This is a genomic window from Pseudomonas asplenii, from assembly GCF_900105475.1.
GTDB lineage: Bacteria > Pseudomonadota > Gammaproteobacteria > Pseudomonadales > Pseudomonadaceae > Aquipseudomonas > Aquipseudomonas asplenii.
The window spans coordinates 2,152,041-2,168,259 of the sequence record NZ_LT629777.1 but is presented as its reverse complement, the minus strand read 5'-3'; the positions used below and the strand labels follow the sequence as shown (position 1 = coordinate 2,168,259).

Sequence of the window (16,219 nt, the reverse complement as noted above, 5' to 3'; positions counted from 1 at the left end):
CGATTCCGACATCGCCCTGCAATACCCTATCCGTGTGACGCCCACCTCACCGAACCATCCTCGCCAATGAACTCCTCGATGATGTTCGGCCCATTCAGCCGGATCTTCACGAAGCCATTGAGCACCCGCTCCGGATAATCCGGGTCGCCGGCATTGCACGTCTCGGAAAACAGCACCCGGTCATTACCGTCCAATTCGCTGGTCACGCCATAGGGAATCGCCCCGTGCCCGGCACAACGGGCTTTCAGACCACCTTGCTCGGCATAGACGATGCCATTGTGCAAATGCCCCCAGTACCAGTAGTCCGGCACCCGCCCCAGGGCATCGCAGACCTGCGTGTACAAGCCGTTCGGGTTGTGCCCGGAGATGTCGAACCCCTGGTGGTGACTGAGCACCATCAGCCTGCTGCGCTTGGGCAGGGTCTTCATCCAGTCGATCTGCTGCGGGTTCAGGGTGCCGTCCATGTATAGGTTCAGCGGTGCGGCGGCATAGGCCGAATCCAGGCCGATGATCAGCCAGTCATCGTTATAAAGGGCAAAGTAGCTGGTGCCCTGTTGTACCGGGAAACGTGCATTGAGTTCGGCGAAATAGCCATGGGCGCCGCTGTACATCTCATGGTTGGAATTGAGCGTGAACGCGCCGTGCTTGCCCATCGGCCAGCCGGCCATGTCGACCCCCTCCTCGGAGCCGGTGCCAGCGTAGTAAACATCGCCCAGGTGAATGCTGAAATCGGCCTGCACCAGACTCATCTGGTTGGCCACACTGACCGCCGGCGCATGGCTGTCGAACGGCCCGGTGCCCCAGTCGCCGGCAATCGCCAGGATCACGTCGTGGTCGATACGGATCACCGTCGGCGTGGTGACAAACGTCGCATGGCGCCGCAGATTCTCGATCCACTTGATCAGCGCCTCGCTCCACAGCAGGTCCAGCAGTTCCCATTTGCGACAGCCCAGCAGCGTGCCGTCCTTGAGCACGCGGGTCGGCAACTGCGCCTCAGAAGTCGGCAGGGCCTGGGCGCTGCCCAGGTGCAGGATCGACAGGCCATGGGACAGCTCCCACGGTACCACTGGCTCGTCGCTCGGCAACTCGCCGTGCTCCAGCACGTACTGGGCCTGGTCGTGCCCGCGCTGCAACAGTTGCTGGATGGCCTGGAATTCCTCGGGTTCAATATCGTTGACGAGTTTCTTCCAGGACAGCTCCAGCCGGGCCTTGAGGCCACTGAGCCGGACGCGGATTTTCGCAAGTTCGTGTTCCAGATGGGACAGGCTCATGGCGTTCTTCCTATAACGTCTTCATGAATTCGATCAACGCCCATTTCTCGGCGTCGCTCAGTTGTGTCCCGTACAGGTGACCACCGTTGTGGTTGCCCTCCAGGCGGGTGTCGTACTTGAAGTAGCTCGGCGCCTGGACCGGCGCTCCGCTGGTGACGAAGCCGACCTTGATCGGATCGTAGACATCCGAGCCGGTGCTGAAGGTCTGCGGGCGCTTGGCCGGGGTCTGCAGCAGGTCCCACAGGCTCGGTACCGAACCGTTGTGCAGGTACGGCGCGCGCATCCAGATGCCGTCGGTGGGGGTATTGCTGTAGCTCTGGGTCTTGCGATAGGCACTGAAATCGAACGGCGGTTTCTTGAAGTCGTGGAACGCCTGGACCAGGCCGGTGGTGAACGAGTTCAAGCGATGCGGGTCGGTACCCAGGGTGTCGATAGGTACCGTGACCTGGCCGGTGTCGGCCTTGCCGAACGCATGGCAACCGGCGCAATTCTTATCCCAGAGCGGCTTGCCCTGGGCCACCCGCGCCTGATCGAGGGGGAATGGCCAGGCCGGTGGCTGGGTGCCGAGCAGCCAATTGGTGACCCGGTTGAAACTCTGCGGCAACACCGACTGTGGCGTCGCCCCTACGGCCATGGCCGCCGCGTAGTTGCGCTCGTGGATATTGTTGTTATTGCCGTCCCAGTGCAGGTACAGCGACTCGCGCGGTTTCTGGTTCCAGATCTGCGGCAGATCGACGGTGCCGATGGTCGAGTCGTCCGGGAAGCCGAACACCACCATCTTGGTCGGGTTGAAGGTGTCGGTACGCCCCGGGCCTTGGGCCGGCCGCAGTTTCTGCCAGGCGTACGCCTGCTTCTGCTTGAGCAGCGCATTTCGGGCCATCGGCATGATCAGATAGCGGTTGTACAACTTCTCGAAAAAGCCCAGCTGAAACTTGGCATTGATCGCCGCCATCACCGCATCGGTGGTGAATTTCGGATCGCTGGCACAGTCGTAGGCGAACCACTGGAAGGCCTGTAACTGCAGGGTGTTGGCCGGCGCCGTGACGAGTGGTCGGGCAACGTCGCTGGCCGAGGCGCGATAGGAACCGGTGTGACACAGGGCGCAGTTGGGCTCGACGGTCGGATAGCCGATCTGCCGCCTGGCCATGCCGATGGGCAGGTCACGGCCGTTCTCATAGAGAAAACCGAAGGCTTCCCAGCCACCTGGCCTGGGCATTTTTTCCGGGCACATCTGTGGCAGTACGGAAAACAGGTAGTAGGGAATTCGCGCCTCGATCCCCAAGCCAATGGCGGCGTACTTGAAGTGATCCTCGTCGGCGGCGAATTTTTCCTCGGGCACCACCCGCAACATGTTGTACCAGCTCTGGTAGCCGATGAAACCCACGACCAGCACAGTGATCAGCAAGCCGACCCGGAAGCTGTGGCGCTGCCAGCGCACCGACCAGCCGTGACACCAGGCGTGCCAGCCATCGACCAGCAGCGCCCACGGCCGAGTGGCTGGCGGGCTGCCCAGGTACAGCGTGATGCCCAGCAGCAGGAACATGCTCAGGTCGCCATAGAGCATTGGCACGAACACCGACGGTGTGGTGCTGGTCTGGATCAGGTAGATCCAGAACGCCACGGCGATCAACCGGCTCAGGACACAGAGCCAGGAGTTGATCGGAAAGCGCCGGGCGTTGAAGCCCGACGGCATGTAGAACAGGCTGATGCCCACCAGCAGCATGCCGGCGTTTTCCAGCCAGGGGTCCGACAGCACCGGCGGCAGGCCGACCACCGAGGTCAGCATGGCCGGAGCGAACAGGGCCGGCAGTGCGAACAGCATGTTCATCACGATGCCCAGCCAGATGAAGCGTTGGTACCAGCGAATGTAATTGTCCATATCACCCTCTAACTGCAAATCCATTTCTATCGAGGCACCGCAGCCCCATCCTGCTCCTGCAGGTTCGATGGCGTATTCAGAAAGGGCTGATCAGCCCAGCGCGGTTTTCTCCAGGTGCGCGAGTATCAACGGATACACATCGACCACCGCGTCCTTGCCGAACATGCAATCGATATGGCCGTACCCGGGCACCACGTGCCGGCTGTACAACTGCGGTCCGTGCATCTGCACCAGGCGCTCGTAGGTCTTCTCGGTGCTCTCTGGCAGGTAGCACTGATTGTCGGCACCGCTGATGAAGCAGATCGGCAGATCCAGGCGGTCGAAATGCGGCATGTAGACATCGTGGCCCTTGAAGTCCACCAAGTGCCCCTTGCGGCAGATCAGCGCCAGGTGCTCGAAGGTCTGGATATTCGACTCGCCGAACAGTTCGTGCAGGTTGTCGTGCAGGGTTTCGTTGAGGGTGTCGTGCCGATACAGCGAGGCATACATGAAGGTGATCCGGTGACAGACCGGGTTGGTGCAGTAGCCCTGGGCCTCGACCCGCGCATAGACATCCAGGGCCTTGTCATACAGTTTGTTGAACCAGCTTTCCTTGCTGTCTGCATAGGCGGTCAGCGACTTGATCCCCACCGTATCGAGCACACCCGGCAGGTGCAGGCCGGCCTTGATTCCGGTCGCCGTGGCCACCACCGTGTCAGCGGCGATCTGCGAGCAGACCACCGAGCGCACACCCTGCAGCCCCGCCAGCAGGGACATGAAGAAGGTCGTGGCGCCGTAGCAGTGCACCACGCATTGCACATCGAGGGCCCCGGTGGCCTCGCGGATCTGTGCGATGGCCGCCTTGAAATCGTACTGGGCGATCTGGTCGCCGTTGCATTCCTGCTTGCTCGCCGGCAGCAGGATGCTGACACGGAAATCCAGCAGCCAGACGTCATAGTCATGCTTGCACAGATACTCCAGCAGGTTGGTCTGGATGGTATCGGTGGAGAAAATGTTCGACCCCACCCCCAGGCCGTGTACCAGCATCACCGGGCCCTTGCGGCCAGCCTGGTAGCGGGTGAGGCGTAATTGCACCTGGTCTTCGGTTTCGAAGAAATGCACGGTTGGCACCGGTGCATCCAGCGGGCGCTTGTGCCGTGGCGGCGCATCCGGGTTGAAGTAGATATCGCCGGCAAAGACCCCGCCGTAACTTTCCCAGAGTATCCCGGCGAAGAACTTGCCGAAACGCGCCAGTGCGTCAATCCGCTCGCGCTCGTTGCGCGCGTTGAGCACCTTCATGGTGGTCATCTGTTTGGCGAAGTCGGCGGGCTCGATGTGCATGACGCCCGAACCGATCACCGGGCCGGTCTTGTCCGTGCCCTGGAAGAGGGTGACATAGAGGGTGCTGGTATCCGGCCAGATATTGAGCAGGCCATGATCCTCGGGAACACTCTTGAAGGCGCTGAAGTAATAGTCGCGGCCATCCTCGGCGGTCAGCTTCATGTCGTAGTTCATGTGCCGTACGCCAACCTGCTGCTCATACTGCTCGAACAGGTTGAACACCCCATTGCTGGCGGTCAGCGGATGCGGCGACAGCGCCGGAGCATCGACGGTGCCGACCAGGGTTGCGGCGTGGCCGGGCTGGTTGATCAACCGGTCGAGATCACCCGCCGTGATGGTCAGGGTGAACTCGATGGGTGAGTTCTGCGCCTCGCCGCTTTTCGCCGCAGCCTCGTAGACCTTGAGGTCGGTGCCCTGGGGCTGGGTGAAATCCCGGGAAAAATAGCCCTTCATGGTCTCGGTGAACTGCACGCCGAGGGTCGGTGCCGGTACCGGTTTGCGCGGCGCCGAAGGCAGGCTGTAGTCGATGAGCCAACCGCGATCGGCCGCCAGCAGACTCATGTTGCGCTCGCTGACTGCGGAAATGGTCAGCAACGGATTGACCGCCAGCGACGTCGGGATCACCGCGCCATCGGCCACGTACAAACCAGGGTACACCTCGCTGCCACTGGCCCCACTGAACACCTGCCCCTTGTGGTTGACCACGCCCTGCCCGGCGTCCTCGCCCATCACACAGCCACCCAGCGGATGCACCGAGACGATGCTGTGCTTGAGCAGCCTGGTCCAGATCGGGTTCGGCACCCAGACGCCGCCCAGAGCCTTGGTCGACTGGTGCAGGCGCTCATTGCCCAGCTTGACGTTCTCCTGCTCGCCAACACCCGGCCAGTCGATGCGCAACTGGTCCTGGGCATCAAGCACCATGCGCCCCTTGCCGTTGTCATGGCTCATGATCAGGTAGGTTTGCATGTTGTGCAGCGCGCCATAGTACGGGCCACGCAGGAAACTCTCGGCCTCGCGGGCCTTGTAGTGCAGTTCGGCGCTGACGCCCTTCTCGCTCGCCTCGCCGATCAGTTCGGCGAAGCCGGCCATCGCTGGCACCATGGCCCGCCCCAGCGCGCCCGGGATCGAGCCCTCTTCGATCACCATGCGGCTGCGCCAGTCGCCGCTGGTGCGCAAGTCGATGATCGAGGTGATACAGGGACCGACCGGCTGCAGGTCCTTGGCCGAGTGAGTACCGAAGCCGATGCCGTTGATGGTCTGCCCGCAGTTATGGCCGAAACCGAGAATGTCGCCATTGCCGCTCATGTGTTCGCCCAACTGGTCAGACAGGGTCAGGCCCTTGTTGCGCGAACGCAGCAGGATCTCCGTCGAGCCCAGGGTGCCGGCGGACAACACGACGATCTCGGCCCGGACGAACAGGGTCGGCGCCGAGAATTTCTCGCGACCACTGTCCAGGTACTGGAAGTGCACGATCCAGCCATCGCCATCGCGTTCCAGGTGACGGACCTCGGCCTGGCAGAAAATTTCCGCACCATGGTTCCAGGCATCCGGCAGGTAGTTCATCAGCGTGGTGTTCTTGGCCTTGTTGTTACAGCCCGAAACGCAGTCACCGCAGTGGTTGCACGGCAGTTGCTCGACACCGACGTGGTTGAGATTGGCGGGCAGCGGATCGAAAGTGACATTGATCGGCGGCGTATAGAAATGCGCTTTTTCCTGCAGGTAATCCGCCGACTTGCGATTGGCTTCCAGCTTGTCCAATCGCGGCGCGGAAGAGGGATAGGGGTTGGGCTTGAGCATCTCGCGGGCCCGTGCATACCCCTGGGCGAGCAGCGTGTCGCGATGTTCACGCACCGCCTGGGGCCAGCGCGGGTCATCGAACACTTCGGGCTCCGGCTCCAGGGACACGTTGGCATTGATCAACGAGGTACCGCCCAGGCCGCAACCGACCACCACGTTCTGCTGCGCATTGACGTGCAGGTCGTAGAGGCCGGTGCGCGAACCGATATGCCCATCCGGGTCATGGACCTGCAACTGCTCGGTGGCCGCCACCAGGGTATTGGGATATTCCCCCGGCTGGATCTCCCGACCGCGCTCCAGCAGGCAGACGCTTCTTCCGGCGCGGGACAGTCGCGAGGCGGCGATACCGCCGCCATAACCGGAACCGATGACAATGACGTCGTAGCGTTCCTTGATCTCACTGATGGGTGTCGAAATCCGTGTCATGGTTATTTCCTCTATCGGGCTAAGTCGGACAACTCTGCGGTTGCCTCTACGGGGCAGACGGTGGTGCTACAGGCAAACGCGCACACAGGTTCTCCAGACAATCCGGGCATGCGGAACAGGGGCGCAATGGCGTGCAGAACGATTCAGGCGCTACAGGCGAACACGCGGGTGGGAGGTATCACGATAAACACGCCCGTGCATCAGGCTCAGTCGCCTGGTCAGGGAATGGGGGATGGGGGTTTGCAACAAGCGGTAAGGCAAATGGGGATCCATAAAGCGCTCTCCCTGAACCTGGCATGGATGCCGACGACGTTCTGTCCTTGTGTCCTGAGTGAAGACCGCAGCCCAGAGTGTGTCAATAAAGGACTTTAGAACTGTACGAAATTTGATCTATAGCTCCCTGCACTTTAGAAATCGGGGCTCTCGGCACTTAGCGAACACTTTATCCACAGAGCCACCCACAGCAAATGTGGGCAACTAACGATTCAGCCCCTTCGACGCCCAAAGAAACTGAATAAAATCCGTGACTTATTCAGAAAGGCCAGTTTCAGCAAGGATTGATCGTTTTTTGATCTAAACCTTGTAGACCAGGTAAATAAAGGGCCCTAGAGGAACGCGAACACCTTATCCACAGAAACGCCAACAGACTTTGTGTGCAACTCGCAGCCTTTTCTGGGAATCTGTGGAAAACCCGCGAAAAGCGCGCTCCCTGAAGCGTTCAGGCGCATGCATGGAAGAAAAAGGCACAATTGGGTGTTTTTTGATCAATCACTTGCAGACCCTGTAAAATAAGGCCTGTAGCGGATAGCAAACAACTTATCCACATAATCGCCAACAGAGTTTGTTGACAAGTCGAGCACCACGCCGTCCTCTGACTGAGGCTTATCCACATTAAAACCTCAGAAAAAACCGTCAGTTAGCTTGATCACTTTTCATACTGCGGGCTACAGCCGTTAATCTGCAAGGGATTCAGCAATGCACGAACAACTTATCCACAGAGCCACCAACAGTCTCTGTGGACATGTATCCGCGAACAACCAGACCTGACGATTACAAGCGGCTCGCCTGGCATCCTCGAACTATCAACTACACTTCTCCCACAGCGCGCCATGTTCTTGCAGTAAAGGTGTCTTGGCCTGACGCATTTACCCGAGGACCTCCCGATGGTGCGATCTCCATGTGGCCGCTCCCGCTATTTTCCCTAGCGCTTCGCCGCCCATCCGCAGCCGGCTTCACCCTGATCGAGTTGCTGCTGACCCTGGCCTTGCTGGCAACCCTGGCAACGGTGGCCTATCCGCTGACCGCCCTGGTGGGCAAACGCGAACGTGAACTCGACCTGCAACGCTCGTTGCGGGAAATCCGCCGTGCCATCGATGCCTACAAGGAAGCCACCGACGACGGCCGGATCGACAAGGGAATCACCAACGGTTATCCGCCCACTCTGCAAAGCCTGGTCGAAGGTGTGGTCGACCGCAGCGACCCGGGCGGCCGGAAGATCTTCTTCCTGCGGCGTATTCCACGCGATCCGGTCTGCGAATGCCCGAACCTCTCCGCCGAAGCAACCTGGCGCCTGCGCAGCTACAAGAGCAGCGCCGAGGACCCGGCCGAAGGCGAAGACGTCTTCGATATCCGCTCCAGCAGCCAGCGGGAGGGCCTCAATGGCATTCCATACAACCAATGGTAAGGCCGGCGGTTTTACCCTGATCGAGCTGCTGGTGGTGATGGCCATTATCGCGACGCTGATGACCCTGGTCATGCCGCAGTATTTTCGCCAGCACACCAAGGCCCAGGAAACCGTGTTGCGCCATAACCTGGTGTCGATCCGTCAGGCACTGGATCACTACCGCGAAGACAAGGGCAACAACCCCGAGACCCTGGAAGAGCTGGTCAACGGCCACTATCTGCGCGAGATCCCCCGCGACCCGATCACCGGCCGGCGCGATACCTGGCAGTTGCAGCGCAGCGAGGACAGCGGGTTCGGCGATGTACACAGCGGCGCTCCCGGCCGCGCGGTGGATGGCAGCGACTATGGCAGCTGGTAACCGTCGGTGCCGACGAACAGCGCAGCGCGGCTCGGTGTTCATGGGCCTGCTGGTCTCGGTGGCCATCGTTGCCGTGCTGCTGATGGAGGTCGGCGTGCTCTGGTCGACCCGGCTGCGCCGCGAGCGCGAAGCGCAACTGCTGGCCCAGGGCGAGGAAATCCGTCGGGCCATCGGCCTGTACTACGAGTCACAGTCTCGACAGTACCCCAAGACGCTCGAGGACCTGCTGCTGGATCGCCGCCAACCGACGCTCAAGCGCTATTTGCGCCGGGTCTACCCCGACCCGCTGAGCGGATCGGCCAATTGGGGAATCATCCCCGGTCCCGGCGAAACCATCATGGGCGTGTTCAGCCAGGCTGCGGGACAACCCCTCAAGCAAGGCAACTTTCGTCAGCACCAGGAGAGTTTCACCGGGCAAGGCAGTTATCAGGGTTGGCAGTTTCTGTACCGGCCTGGACAGAGTAACCCTCCAAAAAGAACGTAGAGGCTACGTGGGAGGTGGGCATGTCTGGTGATCAAGCCAGTCGTTAAGTGAAAAGCCAAGGTTCCGAACGGTTCGGAACGTTTCTTCCAACTTGAACGTGGGTTGAACAATGAACAGCTTACATTTCTGCGCACACCCGATCATCCGCTGTGCTCTGGCGACGCTAATGGCAATACCCGTGCTGGGCTGGGGTCATGGGGCGGTGGAAACGCCCCCGACACGCCAGGTCATGTGCCGAAGTTTCCAGGACTTCAACGGCTCTGCCGAACAGATGAAGGACGAGGGTTGCCGCCAAGCCAAGACCGAACAACCTGGACAATTGGTGCACGGGATCAATCAATGGCATGAGGTCAGCGCGAACATCGGTGGTCGCTATGCGGATCCGGACAACGGCGACGCTGCCGTCAGGGAGGTCGTGCCCAACGGCAAGATCTGCTCGGCAAACCGCCCGGGGATGGATGTGTTCAACAAGGTCATGCCGCAGTGGACCAAGACCAAGGTCACGCCCGATACTGCGGGCAAGATCACTGTGCGCCTGGCCACCACCCAGCCCCATATACCCAGTTTCATCAAGATCTACCTCAGCAAGCCCGACTATGACAGCGCGACCCGTCAACTGAAGTGGGAGGACCTGGAACTGATTCACACCGAGGAACTGACCGATGTCCGCAAGGATTGGGCCCCCGCCCCGATCATCTCGGACCCCAACAGTTTCTTTCTGCTCAAGGTGCAGATCCCTCCTGGTCGCCATGGGAATGCCGTACTCGTCACCCGCTGGCAACGTCGGGATCCGGTCGGTGAAGGTTTCTACGGCTGCAGCGATATCGTCTTCGACGACAAGACCCAACCCTCCCCCTGGACCAAGGAAAAGGTGTTTATCGACGGCAACGGGATCAATCCGGAACCCGGTGATACGGTGCACTTTCGCGTATTCGGACATGACCGCGCGGTCAGTGAACTGGTCGACCTGAAACTGCCCATCACCGCCAGCAACCAGAATCCCAGGGTGTGGGGGGCGCAGTTGGTAAACCAACTGAGCAATAGCCAGCACATCATTCGTGTCGGCGTCAAAAAGAACGAAACCATCACGTTCGATCCCACCAACATCTACAGCAACTACAACTACCTGCTCGATGCCAGGGACTCCACGCAGATGTCCGTCGACTCTGGAGGCGGTGGCGAGAACCCAGGTCCGGTGGATGAACGTCCGCCCGTGGCGGTGATCGAAGGGCGCACCGAGATCAAGGCTGGTGAGCGTTTCGTCCTGGATGGCAGGAAATCCGTGTCCTACAACAACACGCCACTGCTCTATGCCTGGTCGTTCCAGGGCGGAGGCGACTGGACCTACGGATCGAGCACCGACCCGACCTTCACCATTACCACAGCGCCCAGCGACAAGCTCTCGACGGCGACGCTGCGGCTCAATGTCTACGATGACACCAACAAGAAACGCCACGAGGCACAGGTGACACTGACCGCCAGGCCGGAGTCCGGCGGTGGCGATTATCCGCAGTACGTGGAAGGCACCGAGTACGGGGCCGGCGAGATCGTCACCAATGCCGGCGCCAACTACAAATGCAAACCCTGGCCGGCCACCGGCTGGTGCAAGGGCGCGGCCTGGGCCTATGCCCCTGGCACCGGCGTGCATTGGCAGGAGGCCTGGGACAAGCTCTAGGGCAGTGAGTGATAACGCCGCACAGGCTGTGCGGCGTTATCCCGCCGGTGCTCTCGGTTATGCGTCTCCCTTGCAGGAAACACGCGACCTAATAGTAAAGAGATATAACCCTGCGCTCCTTGCCCTCGGGGGTATTGAACTAGAGTTACAGTCAGTCATTCACCCCGAGACATGTTCAACGTGTACCTGCCGGTGGTGCCCACCTGATGTCGGGCCGGAATGGGTTATGAAGTAACCACGTTCCTTGTCCCCAGCAATGGGCCGCACCCATGAAGGCATTCTCGTCACGTCGGCATCCCCACATCCGCCCCTGCGCCAGCGGCTTCACCCTGCTCGAATTGCTGGTGGTCCTGCTGATCATCGCTCTGCTGGCCGGCTACGTCGGGCCGAAGATGTTCGACCGCCTGGAACTGGCGAAAGTCCAGACCGCCAAGGGCCAGATGAAATCCCTGGCCGATGCCCTGAACCAGTACCGCCTGGACAATGGTCACTACCCCAGCGAGGCCCAGGGCCTCAACGTGCTGATCGAACGGCCCGCCAGCGAACCCGCCTGGCATGGACCGTACCTGTCCAAGGGCGTGCCGCCCGACCCCTGGAACAATCCCTATCTGTTCAAGAACCCCGGCGCCGGTCATGAGGTCGAGATCATCTCGCTGGGCCGCGATGGCAAGGCCGCAGGTGACGGCACCAACGCCGACATCGTGTATGGCTTCTGAGCCCGGAGGCCCTGCCCATGCGCCACTCATTCGCACTGCCGGTCGTCCTTGGCGCCCTCCTCACGGCGGGAGCCAGCGCCGCCAACTGTTTCCAGGACGCCGGCGAGCGCTACCGTATCGATCCCCTGCTGCTCTACGCCATCGCTCAGGTCGAGTCCGGGCTCGATCCCCGGGCCCGCAACACCAACCGTGATGGCAGTCACGACATCGGCCTGATGCAGATCAACAGCCGTCACCTGGGACGCCTGGCCGCCTTTGGCATTGGCGAACAGAACCTGCTCGACGAACCGTGCACCAGTGTCATGGCCGGGGCCTGGATTCTCGCCCAGTTCGTCCAGCAACTGGGTTACGGCTGGCAAGCCGTGGGCGCCTACAACGCCGGGGCCCGTGCCGAGCGCGACGCCAACCGCGACCGCTACGCAAGGCGGGTATGGGGCTACTACGCCAGCCTGCTGCAACTGCGCCAACGCGGCGCGCGCGCATTGGCCTCGGGCAACGGTGCGCGGCCATGAAGACGTTCGATGCCCGTATCGTCAGCCACGGCCAGTTTCGCCACCTGCGCCTGCAGGCCGTCGACCTCGATGATGCCCGGCGCCAGTTGCAGGACGCCCAGGTGGTCTCGCTGCGCCCACGCGCCTCGCTCACCTGGCCGGGTCGTGGAGCACGTTTCGCCCTCGGCCTGTTCATTCAGGAATTGGTGGTGCTGCTCGACGCCGGGCTGGTGCTGGTGGAATCGGTGGAAACCCTGCGCGACAAGGCTGCGCCGGGGATCAACCGGCAGGTGTTGAGCGAGCTGCTGGAGTCGATGTACCAGGGCCACGCCTTTTCCCGGGCGATGCAGGCCAGGCCAGCGATCTTTCCCAACCTGCTGGTGGCGACCGCCGCTTCCTCCGAACACAGCGGGCAGCTATCGGTGGCGCTGCGCCGTTACCATCATTTCGAAGCCCATCTGGAAACCGTGAAGAAGCGCGTCAGCAGCGCATTGATGTATCCGCTGGTGGTGCTCGGCGTGGGCGCGGTGATCCTGCTGTTCCTGTTGTTCTTCGTGATCCCGCGCTTCGCCTCGGTCTTCGACGCGATGAGCGACCTGCCGGCGACTGCGCGTTTCATGGTCTGGTGGGGCGAATTGGTGGAACGCCACGGCGGCCTGCTGATGGGCGCCCTGGCGGGAGTGGTCGCCGCGCTGGTGCTGCTGGTACGCACCGCGACGGTCAGGCAACAGTTGGCGGCCCTGCTGTGGAAAATCCCCAGCCTCGGTGCCCAGCGCACACTGTTCATTCTCGCGCGCTTCTACCGCACCGCCGGCATGCTGCTGATGGGCGGGATGCCGGCGGTGTCGGCGGTGGAAATGGCCGGGGCCCTGCTACCGGCCGAACGCCAGGGCGACCTGAACCGCAGCCTCAGCGATATTCGCGCCGGCCAGCCGCTGTCGGCCACCCTCACCCGGCACCGGCTCACCACCCCGGTGGCCGAGCGCCTGCTGCGTGTGGGCGAGCAGAGCGGCGAACTGGCGGCCATGTGCGAGCGTATCGCGCAGTTTCACGACGAAGCGCTGGAGCGTGCCATCGAGCTGTTCAGCAAGGTCTTCGAGCCGCTGCTGATGCTGGTGGTCGGCGGCTTGATCGGGCTGATCGTGTTCCTGCTGTACATGCCGATCTTCGAACTGGCCGGATCCATCCAGGGGTAGCACGATGGATACACTCAGACAGCAATGGCAGCAGCAGGCACGGCAGGACAACCGACCGTTGTCGGAACACCTGCAACAGGTGCTGGCGCAGTCGCCGGAACATCTGGCCGACGTCGCCGCCCTGCTTGGCCTGATGCCCCTTACCGAGGCCCAGCTCGAGGGTCGCGAATCTTTCACCACGCTCTCCCTGCCCCAGGCCCTGGCGCGCCAGACCCTGCCGGTGGAGATCGACGGCCAGGGCTACCTGGTGCTCGGCGCACCCTTCTCCCTGAGTGCCCGCCAATGGCTGCAGGCCCATGCCGAACTGGCGCCGATGACCCTGGCGATGAGCCTGCCGGGGGTAGTCGAGGCGCAGTTGAAAAAGGCCGAGGCCAGCCAGCGGGTGATGGACCCATTCGCCCGCGACGACGAAGACGCACGGGTGGCCGAGGCCGTCGAGGAAATCTCCCTGAGCAGCATCGCCCGCGATGACAATCCGGTGGTGCGGCTGGTCAACTCGATGCTCTTCGATGCCCTGCAGAGCCGGGCCAGCGATATCCACGTCGAGAGCACCCCCGAAGGTCTGGTGATCAAGTACCGGATCGATGGTGTGCTGCAGCAGATCGGTCAGAGCGCCGGGCTCGACACCGCCGAACAGGCGCTGTCACGGCTCAAGGTGCTCTCCGGCCTGGACATCGGCGAACGCCGGGTACCCCAGGACGGTCGCTTCAAGGCGCGTATCCAGCAACGCGACGTCGACTTCCGGGTTTCGATCATGCCCAGCATCCACGGCGAGGATGCGGTGTTGCGGGTGTTGGACAAATCCCAGCGCGGCGAGTCCCTGAGCCTCGACAGCCTGGGCCTGGACGCGGACGCGATCGGCCGTATCCGCCTGCTGGCCAGCGAGCCCTACGGCATGCTGCTGGTCACCGGGCCCACCGGCAGCGGCAAGTCGACGACACTCTATGCCGCCCTGTCGGAGACCAATACCGGCGAGAAGAAAATCATCACCATCGAAGACCCGGTGGAGTACGAACTGCCCGGCGTGCTGCAGATCCCGGTCAACGACAAGAAGGGCCTGACCTTCGCCCGAGGCCTGCGCTCGATCCTGCGGCACGACCCGGACACCATCCTGGTGGGCGAGATCCGCGACGGCGAAACCGCCGGGATCGCCGTGCAGGCTGCCCTCACCGGCCACCTGGTGCTGTCCTCGGTACACGCCAACAGCGCCTTCAGCGTACTGGAGCGTTTCAATTACCTGAAGGTGGAGCCGGCCAGCTTCGTCGAGGCGCTCAACGGCGTGGTCGCGCAACGACTGCTGCGCCGGGTGTGCAGCGAATGTGCCGAACCCTGCGAGCCGGACGCGCAGCTGCTGCGACTGGCCCACCTGCCGGCCGACGCACCCGACAGCCACTACCGGGTCGGCCGGGGCTGCGAGGCCTGCCGCCAGACCGGCTATCGCGGCCGGTTGGCGCTGGCCGAGGTGCTGAGCGTCACCGACACGCTCAAGGAGGGCCTGCTGCAACGCCGCTCGGCCGCCGCCCTGCGCGAACTGGCGCGCGAATCGGGCCACCGCTTCATGCGCGATATTGCCCTGGCGAGCGCTGCCGCCGGCCAGACCACCTTGCAGGAGGTCCATCGTGTCCTCTCCCTTTATTGACCATGTGGTGCTGCTGGCCCAGGACGAGGTGCACTGGGCCGCGCGTCCATGCTGGCCCAGGGGCCCGCTCTGGCAAGGCCATGAACGTGGCGATCCGCTGGAGGCCTGCGCCACGCTGCTGGAGCGGGCGCCCCATGGCCGCCTGGGCTATCTGGAGCGGGTCACGCTGCTACTCGGTTTCCCCCATGTGCATTACCTGATTCTGCCCTGGCAGGAGGGGCTCTACAGGACTCGCGACTGGCAAGACTTCGCGCTGGCGCTGTTGCGTCAGCACCACGATCTCGATCCCGAGCAATGGCAGGTCTCGATCGATCCCGCGCCGTTCGGCCGCGAGCGCCTGGCGGCAGCGGTCGACAAGGCCCTGATGGCCTCGCTCGAGAGCCTGTTCCGCGCACGGCACCTGCCCATCAAGCATTGCGCGCCGTTGCTGCTCGATGCCCTGCAACGCCATTGGCGCCAGTTACCCCGCGACTGTCGCTTCGCCGTCCGCGAACCCACGGCCCTCGGTTGCGTCTTCGCGCACCAGGGCTGGCCGGCGCAAGTCTGCGTATTGCCACTGAACCGGCAGACCTCCCTGGCCGATGCCCTGCTGATGGCCGATGTGCTGTGCGACGAACCGGAACAGCCGACCCTGGTGGTGGCCGCCGAGCCGGCGCTCGAAGCGTCGACAATACTGCCCTGGCACTGGCTTGGGCCGCTGCACCCCTGGCTGGCGGAGCAGGCCTGATGAACCTGGTGCGGCTTCGCCGCTGGCGGCAGCCACGGGCACCGTCGATCGACCTGCGCGGTGAGCGGCCCCGGTGTTGGCTGTGGGTGCTGCTGGGTGCGGTCGCCCTCGGTGTGTGGCTGCTGCTCTGGTCGGACTGGCAGGCCCTGCAGATCCAGGAGGCCGAAGCCGAACAGGTGGAACGGCAATTCACCGCCCTGGCGATTCAGCAGGAGCAGCAGATGCAAGCCGCATTGCGCACCTCGCCCCAACAGAAAAAACAGCTGGAGGCCTTTGCCCGGCAGGGCGCCACGCCCTTCGCCCTGCTCGATGCCCTCGGCCGGGCCTGGTCAGCGGACGTCGCACTGTTGCGCCTGGAGGTCAACACCACGGCCCGCGAACTCAGCCTGGAACTGGAGAGCCAACGTCTGGAAGGCAGCCTGCACTTCATCGAGCAACTCAAGGCCGACACCGGCCTCACCGTCAGCCTGCAACAGAGCGCGCGCAATACCCGCGATCCCATGCTGCCGATGAGCGTCAAATTCAAACTCGGCGCCCAGCCATAGGGAGCGAAGAG

Annotated in this window: 13 protein-coding genes; 10 read left to right on the top strand and 3 right to left on the bottom strand. The window is 62.6% G+C overall.

Features of this window, described 5'->3' with window-relative positions; all coding sequences use genetic code 11:
- Positions 1 to 26: 26 nt before the first annotated feature.
- From BLU37_RS09830 to BLU37_RS09820, 3 genes are all read right to left on the bottom strand, one after another.
- Positions 27 to 1,271, bottom strand: coding sequence for a metallophosphoesterase (locus BLU37_RS09830; protein ID WP_090204439.1), 1,245 nt, complete (start codon positions 1,269 to 1,271; stop codon positions 27 to 29).
- 10 nt (positions 1,272 to 1,281) lie between these two features.
- Complete coding sequence (locus BLU37_RS09825) at positions 1,282 to 3,150, bottom strand: c-type cytochrome (RefSeq protein ID WP_090210920.1); 1,869 nt, start codon at positions 3,148 to 3,150, stop codon at positions 1,282 to 1,284.
- Between the two features lie 90 nt (positions 3,151 to 3,240).
- A complete protein-coding gene (locus BLU37_RS09820; RefSeq protein WP_090204436.1) occupies positions 3,241 to 6,693 on the bottom strand; it encodes a GMC family oxidoreductase N-terminal domain-containing protein in 3,453 nt (1,150 codons plus the stop codon).
- 1,177 nt (positions 6,694 to 7,870) lie between these two features.
- On the opposite strand from BLU37_RS09820, the gene BLU37_RS09815 reads away from it, so the two are divergent.
- From BLU37_RS09815 to BLU37_RS09770, 10 genes are all read left to right on the top strand, one after another.
- Entirely contained in the window at positions 7,871 to 8,377 is a 507-nt protein-coding gene (locus BLU37_RS09815) for a type II secretion system protein (protein ID WP_090204433.1), read from the top strand.
- Entirely contained in the window at positions 8,352 to 8,735 is a 384-nt protein-coding gene (locus BLU37_RS09810; RefSeq protein ID WP_010452045.1) for a type II secretion system protein, read from the top strand. Before BLU37_RS09815 ends, BLU37_RS09810 begins: the two co-directional genes overlap by 26 nt.
- Positions 8,736 to 8,775: 40 nt before the next feature.
- Positions 8,776 to 9,219 (top strand): type II secretion system protein, encoded by a 444-nt coding sequence (locus BLU37_RS09805; protein WP_090204429.1) that lies wholly within the window; start codon positions 8,776 to 8,778, stop codon positions 9,217 to 9,219.
- A 109-nt stretch (positions 9,220 to 9,328) separates the two neighbouring features.
- A complete protein-coding gene (locus BLU37_RS09800; protein WP_090204426.1) occupies positions 9,329 to 10,894 on the top strand; it encodes a lytic polysaccharide monooxygenase in 1,566 nt (521 codons plus the stop codon).
- Between the two features lie 269 nt (positions 10,895 to 11,163).
- The gene (gene gspG / locus BLU37_RS09795) at positions 11,164 to 11,610 is read left to right on the top strand and encodes a type II secretion system major pseudopilin GspG (protein ID WP_090204424.1); all 447 of its coding nucleotides are present in this window, start codon (positions 11,164 to 11,166) and stop codon (positions 11,608 to 11,610) included.
- Between the two features lie 17 nt (positions 11,611 to 11,627).
- Positions 11,628 to 12,122: a lytic transglycosylase domain-containing protein gene (locus BLU37_RS09790; RefSeq protein ID WP_090204420.1), complete on the top strand. Its 495-nt coding sequence runs from the start codon at positions 11,628 to 11,630 to the stop codon at positions 12,120 to 12,122.
- A complete protein-coding gene (locus BLU37_RS09785) occupies positions 12,119 to 13,297 on the top strand; it encodes a type II secretion system F family protein (RefSeq protein WP_010452055.1) in 1,179 nt (392 codons plus the stop codon). The genes BLU37_RS09790 and BLU37_RS09785 overlap by 4 nt, the downstream gene beginning before the upstream one ends.
- A 4-nt stretch (positions 13,298 to 13,301) precedes the next feature.
- Positions 13,302 to 14,936, top strand: coding sequence for a GspE/PulE family protein (locus BLU37_RS09780; protein ID WP_090204417.1), 1,635 nt, complete (start codon positions 13,302 to 13,304; stop codon positions 14,934 to 14,936).
- Positions 14,917 to 15,663 (top strand): hypothetical protein, encoded by a 747-nt coding sequence (locus BLU37_RS09775; RefSeq protein WP_232000491.1) that lies wholly within the window; start codon positions 14,917 to 14,919, stop codon positions 15,661 to 15,663. The genes BLU37_RS09780 and BLU37_RS09775 overlap by 20 nt, the downstream gene beginning before the upstream one ends.
- Complete coding sequence (locus tag BLU37_RS09770; protein ID WP_090204412.1) at positions 15,663 to 16,208, top strand: hypothetical protein; 546 nt, start codon at positions 15,663 to 15,665, stop codon at positions 16,206 to 16,208. Before BLU37_RS09775 ends, BLU37_RS09770 begins: the two co-directional genes overlap by 1 nt.
- Positions 16,209 to 16,219 lie beyond the last annotated feature (11 nt).